Genomic DNA, 6,029 nt, shown 5'->3' with positions numbered 1-6,029 from the left:
CGGCATCGTCGGGAACCGGCGCCAGCGCCAACGCCTGCGCCGACTCCCGCAACGAGGCCACCAACACCCACGACGACCGGACCCCCGACGACCGGCCCCGGCCCCGACCCGCACCACCACCGACATCCCCGGCAGACCCGGCACCAGCCGAATCAGCCGAACCAGCCCCGGCACCACCGCTACCGGCGGCACCAGCGCCATCGGAACCCGCGGCACCACTGGAACCAGCCGCGGAAGCGGCCCCGGAATCGTCGCCAACAGGACCGGCGGCACCAGCACTTCCGGCACCAGCACTTCCGGCACCGGTGCCGACAGCGCCGCTACTTGCGGCAGAGCCGACCGTGGCCGCATCCTCCACCGCTTCGGTCGAACCGATCTCGACTGAACCGCCGACGCCTGCACCGGCACGGGCTGAACCGTCACGCGCGCCCTCGGGACTCGGCCTCCGCGGGGTGCCGCTAAGGAGATGCCCGACGGGGCACTCGTCACGGGCCAGCGAACCCTCCAACGACCATAAAGGGGAGCTGGCGGTCAGCCGCTCCCACCAGTCGCCGTCGGCATCAATCGAACGACGAGGGCGGTCAGGATCAGAGTTGAACAGATCCATCAGACCCTCCTCACATTGATTCGAACTCCTGTCCTAATTCTTCCACGCCGTTGCATGGCGAACACGAATGAGCGGTGATTTGTTGGAGCGACAGGTTGAGCCGTCTGACGCGGCCGTCTGCCGCGGCGGCCGGGCCGTACGCGCGCCGGACGTGTCGTCAGATCCGTCCGATGTCGGCGGGCAGGTCGAGGGCGAGCACGTGATCGAAATGGAGGAAGGTCTCGAACTTGGATCCCGGCGCGACCGACTCGTCGGTCTCCAGGTCGCGCAACAGGCGCAGGACCGCCGGCGTGTCGAGGTCGTCGTCCAACGCCCGCTGGACGCGCTCGGCGTGGGCCCGGTCGATCGGACGGCTGGGCGACTCCGCCCATTCGGCCACCCGCCGCCGCAGCCGCCGCAGTTCCTCGTCGGCGGCGCGCAGGCTGTCCCAGGTGAGGTCGATCGGCCGCCGGTAGTGGCGTTCGAGCAGGGCCAGCCGTACGGCGAGGGGGTCGAGGCCGGCGGCGGCGACGGCGGACAGCGGTATGACGTCTCCGGTGTCGGCCGGACGGCCGTCGAACAGCAGGCGTCCGGAATGCGCCCAATGGGCGGCGGCCTCCTGACCTGTCGCGGCGTTCGACTGGGCCCGCGCCCTCTCGTGGTGGGGGAAGCACAGGTCGGTCCCGCCCACGTACAGGTCGAAGCGTGGGCCGAGGAAGCGCAGCGGCGTGGCCGAGCACTCGATGTCGCGGGCGGGAAGCCCGCGGCCCCAGGGCGCGTCCCATGTCGCTCGCGCGTCACCGTCGGCTCGCCGCGTCCGCTGACCCACGGGTTCCGGCAGAGGCTCCCACAGGGGCCAATCCGACGCCGAGCCGGGCTTGCCGGACATCTCGCCGTACGTGGGGAAGGACGCCGCGTCGAAGAACACCGCCCCCTCCGGGGTGGCGTACGCGTGGCCACGCTCGATGAGCCGGCCGATGAGCTCGATCACCAGCCCCATCGTCTCGCTGGTCCTGGGAGAGTGCTCGGGGGCGCGCATGTTGAGCGCGAGCGTGTCGGCGTCGAGAGAGGCACCGGCGCCGTCGCCGCGCCCGCCGTCACCGCCTTCACCGTTGCCGAGGTCGGAGACGTTCCGGCAGGCGAGCACCCGCAGCCCGGCGCGCTCGGCGACACGGCGGACCAGGTCGGCGAGCAGGGCGGGGCGCAGATCGGCGAGGCCGACGGGCCCGTGCGCGGCGCAGGTGTACATGCGCAGGATCCGCGAGCCGTCCGGGGCGACGGGCACGACCTGGCGGGTCAGGGTGTCGTGGAGCCGCAACATGCTCCGAGCCTACGTGCTGCCCCCGACAGCCCACCCCCGGCCCCGCACGGCCACCCGGGCACCCCCCATGACCGTGCGGCACCCTCGCATGGCCGCCCCGGCCGGCTCCGCTACCGGCTCCGGCCCGCGGCCAACGGCCCTCAGGTCAGGAAACGCAGGATGTCGCGGTCGCCGCGTTCGCGTAGGCGCTCGAGGACCTCCTCGCGCGTGGTTCCCTCCGGCAGGCCGATGCGGGCGCCGATGAACCGCAGGCCCTCGGCCTCGGACGCCACCGGAGCGGTGTACCCGATCAGGTGCAGCGCATGGTTGATCGCGGGCAGCCCGGCCCCCGCGACGGGCAGGAAGCGGGTGAGCAGCTCGCCGCCGTCGGAGACCGTGAGGAAGACGTGGTCGCCCTCGGACGCGTTGTACTCGGCGAGCACGTGCCTGATCGAGCCGATGGTCGGCTGGTTGTGCCAGCTGATCACCACCTCGCCCGACGTGGTGGACGCGGTGAGCTGGCCGCCGGGCGCCATGCCGAGGTGAGCGGCGAAGCCGGTCGGCAGCGGGGAGCCCGAGCCGCGCAGGTGCTCGGCGTTCACGTCCACCCGGTGCCACCAGCGGCCGTCCCTGCTGCGGAAGCAGCGGCGGGTCATCGAGACGTCGCGGCGCGGCTGGTACTGCTCGGCCTGGTCCTGGGCGGCCACCCTGATGTAGCCGCGCTGGGTCCGCTCGAATCCGGGCCCTCCGGCGTACGCCCTGATGGAGCTCTCGCTCACGTCGTAGCGGGAGGTCAGGTTGTCCACGACCGTGCTCACGGAGGCCTCGCCGCCCGCGCGCTCGATCTCCCTGATGATCATCTCTCGGATGCCGAGGTACTCGTCTCCGCCCCAGCGCCGCAGGCCGTACTTGCTGCGGTCGAGCCGGATGAACCGTTCGTCGGAGGCGAGCTGGTTGCGGATGCCGACGATGCTGTAGTCCTCGCCGATGCGACCCTGGATGTCCTCGGGGGTGAGCGGGGTGTGGACGACCGCCAGCACGGCCTCCGCCTTGTCGCCCATGCTGCGCGGCCAAGGGCTGACGTGGCCGTCCATGACCCGCAGGTGCGGCACCGACGCCAGCCAGCGCTCGGCGACGTCCTCCCGGATTCCGAGCTGGGCGACGAGGGAGACCGCCTCCTCCAGCGGCCGGGGGCCGTCGGTGAACAGCTGCCGCGTCTTCTCCCTGAGCTCGTCCGCGCCGCCCGCGATCAGCCAGCCGTCCACCTGCTCGTACCCGGTCAGCAGCGTGCGGACGAACCGCCAGGCGGGGATCGCGAGCGTGATCAGCTCGGTGCGGTGCCACGGCACGGCCGCGGCGAGGTCGTCGGCGGGCACGGCCGAGCCCAGGCGGGTACGCAGCCAGGACAGATGGGCGTTCAGCGGCGCGGCGGCCGGGCCGTTGAGCCAGTCCGTCACGTGATCGCGCAGGTCGCGCTCGATCTGGCGGATGCGCTCGCGGGTCACCGAGAAGCGCTGGGCCAGCTCGTCCAGGGTGGCCCGCTGGGCCTGGCCGGGGTGCTGGGAGGCGTCGAAGTAGAGCCGGTCTCGCGCGATGGCCCGCTGACGGTCGTCCAGCCGCGCGAAGATCTCGTCGATGATCTCGGGCATCGGCCGCTCGGGGAGGGCCGGCGGGACCGGCGCCCCGGCCGGCTCCCGCGCGGGCTCGGTGGCCAGCAGCTTGTCGATCACGTCGATGTACAGCTCGTGGACGCTCTCCCGCGGGCCCGGCGTCTGGAGGCTCTCCTCGGGGTGGGTGAACCTCAGCAGCGGCAGGATGTCGCCGAGGACCAGGTGCGCCCAGCAGGCGATGGTGAGGTCGGCGAGCCGGGAGGCGACCTGACCGGTCCCCACCGCCGCGCAGGCCCGGTCGAGCGGAAGCGCCTGCCACCACGCGTCGGGAAGACCGGGGTCGCTCGCGATCGGCTCTACCTGGCTGGGCGCGGTCCAGCGCAGGGGAGGCACGATGTCGCTAAGGCTGAGGTTCATGCAGGTCCAACCGGCAAGGGGAATATATCCGCAGTTCAGACTAGGGGATGAGGCGTCAGGCCGGGATGAAGGGACTGGCTCGGCCGGAATAGGACACATAGAGCAACTCCCCCGCCCGCGTACATGCCACGTAGAGCAGCCCCCGTTCGCGTTGCAGATCGTGCGCCCGGGCCGTCGGGTCCTCGTCGGCCGGGGTCAGCGCGTCGGGCGCCGGCACGATTCCGTCAGCCACGCCTATCACGGCCACCCGACGGAATTCCAGCCCTTTCATGCCATGGAGGGACGTTACTTTGACCATGATGCCCGCTTCGCGTAGTGCGGTGCGGGCGGTGCGCACGAGGTTCGCGGTGCGTGCGGCCACCGCGATCTGGGCGGTCGGCACCCCCTCCTCCAGCCATTCGGCCACAGTGGAGACGAGCCCGGCGATCTCCGCCTCCGCGTTCACGTATCCGCGGACCATCGGACGCGCGCCGTGGTCGAGCGCGCGATAGCCGTACATCTCGGCGTTGCCCGCGACCAGGCCGTCTGCGGGGCCGCCGCCGCGCAGGCGCACCCCCCACGACAGGGTCTCGGCGGACAGCCGGTGGGAGATCCTCAGGTGGAACGTGCGGGCGGGAACGCCGACGTCCGCGAGCGCGACCCGCGTGTCGAACATGCGCTGGTGCGGGTCCCCGACGATGAACAGGTCGTTCGGGGCGGTGGGCACCGCCGCCCGCAACAGCCGCCACTGCGCCGGGTGCAGGTCCTGCGCCTCGTCGACCACGATGTGCCGGTACGGCTCCCGCCCCGGCGCCTCGTCGCCCAGCAGGTCGCCGACGGCGCGTCCGAGCAGGCCCGCCGCCTCCGAGGCGAGCTGGAGCAGGGTGCGCCGGCCGGACTCGCGCAGCCGTCGTATGACCTGCTGGACGGCCTCCCACACCATCGTCCTGGCCTCGGCGTCGAGCCGGACGCCGCGGCCGGGCCGGGCGGCGGCCTGATACTCCTCCAGCGTCCGGAGGTCCTGCGCGAGGATCACCTGCTCCCACTCACGCAGCAGGAACGCGCTGCCGAAGCGTCCGACGGCCGCCTCCTGCCACAGGTCGGCCAGGTCATCGGAGGAGACGAGCGCGGGGGAGCGGCCCTCCGCCTCGGCGACGATGCGGTGGGCGATCCTGTCGACGTTGCCCACCTCGACGCGCTTGCGGACGACCTCGTCATTGATGATCTTGTCGAGTCGTGCGGACAGCTCGGTCGCGAGGCCCTGTGAGAACGTGACCAGCAGCACCGGGCCGGTGGCCGCGCGGGCCAGCAGGGCCGCCCGGTGCAGCGCGATCACCGTCTTGCCGGTCCCCGCGCCCCCGGTGATCAACACCGGCTGCTCGTACGCCGGCCAGTTGGCGTACGTGTGCTGCGGCGGGTACAGGAACGTGCACCAGTCGGGCAGTGTCAGGATGCGTTCGAGTTCCGCGGCGCCGGCCGCGAACGCCGCCCGGTCGGGGCTGCGCCGCAGCGCCGCGAGGAGGTCCTCGGGGTCGATGTCGTCGACGCCCCGGGAGCGGCAGGCGTCCAGTTCGCGCCAGGCCGCCGCGAGCGAGTCGCCGCGGGCGAGTGCGGCGAGCGGCGCGTACTGGCTCTGCGGAAGCAGCGGCTCAAGGGCCGCGAGATGCGACTCCGACGTCATGAGCCGCAGCAGCGGCAGCAGGCGGGCGTCGACGCCGACGCTCTGCAGATCGGTGTCGCACCAGTTCTCGAACAGCGGCCGTCCGCCGGTGTCCGACGCACGACGCAGAGCGGGCTCGACCCGCTCCAGGGCCTCGGCGTCCCATGTCTCGACGATCCCGACCGCCGTGTTGACGCCGAACCTGTGCCGCTGGGCGTACGACCACGCCTCGGCGTCCGGCAGCACGGTGAGGAGCCAGTAGACGTCCTCCTGCCGCACCACCACCCCCCGGTGGCGGTCGGCGAGCCGCAGGGTGGCGACGCGGGGGTCGCGGGAGTTGCGCACCCTCTCGGGATGCGGCGCGCCGGAGGCGTTCAGCAGGAACCGGCGTACCGCGAGGGCGACGTCCCGTCGGACGGGCCGGGTGAGCGCGCCGAGCCCGCGCAGGAACTCCGGGGAGATCGCGAGCCGGGGCAT

General features: G+C 72.5%; 3 protein-coding genes. All 3 read right to left on the bottom strand.

Going from position 1 to position 6,029, the window contains the following annotated elements; translation table 11 throughout:
- Nucleotides 1-764: 764 nt before the first annotated feature.
- Nucleotides 765-1,907 carry a cysteine--tRNA ligase gene (locus tag AB0O28_RS35605; RefSeq protein ID WP_363646985.1) on the bottom strand — a complete coding sequence of 381 codons (1,143 nt, stop codon included), beginning with the start codon at nt 1,905-1,907 and terminating at the stop codon, nt 765-767.
- Nucleotides 1,908-2,047: 140 nt separating this feature from the next.
- Nucleotides 2,048-3,913 (bottom strand): sigma factor-like helix-turn-helix DNA-binding protein, encoded by a 1,866-nt coding sequence (locus AB0O28_RS35600; protein ID WP_363646984.1) that lies wholly within the window; start codon nt 3,911-3,913, stop codon nt 2,048-2,050.
- Nucleotides 3,914-3,968: 55 nt separating this feature from the next.
- Nucleotides 3,969-6,029 carry a UvrD-helicase domain-containing protein gene (locus AB0O28_RS35595; protein WP_363646983.1) on the bottom strand — a complete coding sequence of 687 codons (2,061 nt, stop codon included), beginning with the start codon at nt 6,027-6,029 and terminating at the stop codon, nt 3,969-3,971.

It is taken from the genome of Microbispora sp. NPDC088329 (assembly GCF_040685655.1).
Lineage (GTDB): Bacteria > Actinomycetota > Actinomycetes > Streptosporangiales > Streptosporangiaceae > Microbispora.
The sequence above is the reverse complement of the archived record's forward strand: the minus strand, read 5'-3'. Positions and strand labels throughout refer to the sequence as shown.